Below are 1,283 nucleotides of genomic sequence, written 5' to 3'. Positions count from 1 at the left end.
CTGTAATGCTTCTGTAATGGGCCTTTGTTCGTCAAGTCCCTCTGAACGATATCTCATCGCCAGGATCATGCTTCTGTCCGTGGTCAGCGCGAAGGCTGCCACTCCATGCCATCAGATCCAGAGCCGGCAGGTCAATCTAGGACGCGTGATTTGCCGAAGCATTCACAGCACTACTCCCGACCTTGCCACCCTCGTCCCGGCGACGGGACCTCTGTAGAAGCGATGCCGTTTTCGACGCGCTCTCCGAACCTGCCCTACCTCCTATGCGGCCGCAGCGGCCTTGCTCCAGCGGAACTCGGTCGCGTCCATCCACATGCGATGGAGCACGACACCCAACTTGCGGGCAAGAGCCACTTTGGCGCGCTTCATGCCTCTGCGTTTCGCCACGTCGAGAGCCCAGCACTTCAGGCTCGAGAAGCGGGTCGTGCGCGTCAGCATGATGTGCGCCGCTTCAAAGAGCGCGGTCCGCACCATGGCATCGCCGACCTTGCTTACGCCTCCGTCCCGGTCGGTCTCACCTGACTGATATTTTTTCGGAGTGAGCCCGAAGTAGGCACCGATCGTACTGGATTTTCCGAATCGTGACGGATCATCCACCGCAGAGCGATATGTCAGGGCAACTAAAGCGCCGACGCCAGGCGTGCTCATCAATCGCCGGCAAACCTTGTCGGCCCGTGCGATCTTCAGCATCTCACGATGCAACCTGGTGAACTCGTTCCACAACGCCGCCCTCGCAGCGAGCATCGCGCCAATCACCATTTCCAGGGTCACATGCTCCGCTGTCAGTTCCCGAATGCGCGCTTCAAACCGTCCACGGCTCACTTCGCCGACCTTCAGCCCGTAGCCACGCAGGGATGCCGCGGATGCTCAGCTCGACGTCGAGAAGCTTGCCCTGCAGAAGTTTTCGTCCAACAAGAAGGGCCCGGGTATCCTTGCAAGGCACTGATTTCGCGTGAACCGGACGGTACCAGCCCATCCGCAGCAACTGAGCGATCCCGCGGGCATCCTTCCGGTCGGTCTTGACGGTCATGGCCGAGAGTGCCGCTTTCACATGCCGTGTCTCGAGCAAAACTGCATCGCGTCCGGCGGCCACAAGCGCGGCATGCAGCCACTGCGACAACGGCCCGGCCTCGAGCCAATGCAGCTGACAGGCAATTCCAACTCGTCGAAATAGCCAATAAGCACCTCAGGCTCGCTGGCGACCTTGACCTCGCGGACGACGTTGCCAGTCCCGTCAACAATGCAGATGCTGCTCTCTTTCAAAGACACGTCGATCCCCGCAT

1 pseudogene is annotated in these 1,283 nt (G+C 60.2%); it reads right to left on the bottom strand.

Going from position 1 to position 1,283, the window contains the following annotated elements:
• Nucleotides 1-261: 261 nt before the first annotated feature.
• Nucleotides 262-1,283, bottom strand: a pseudogene (locus CV770_RS41090) (IS110 family RNA-guided transposase); the annotation flags it as partial.

The sequence above is a fragment of the Bradyrhizobium sp. AC87j1 genome (assembly GCF_002936975.1).
GTDB classification, from domain to species: Bacteria; Pseudomonadota; Alphaproteobacteria; order Rhizobiales; family Xanthobacteraceae; genus Bradyrhizobium; species Bradyrhizobium shewense.
This window is presented reverse-complemented; position numbering and strand designations above follow the sequence as displayed.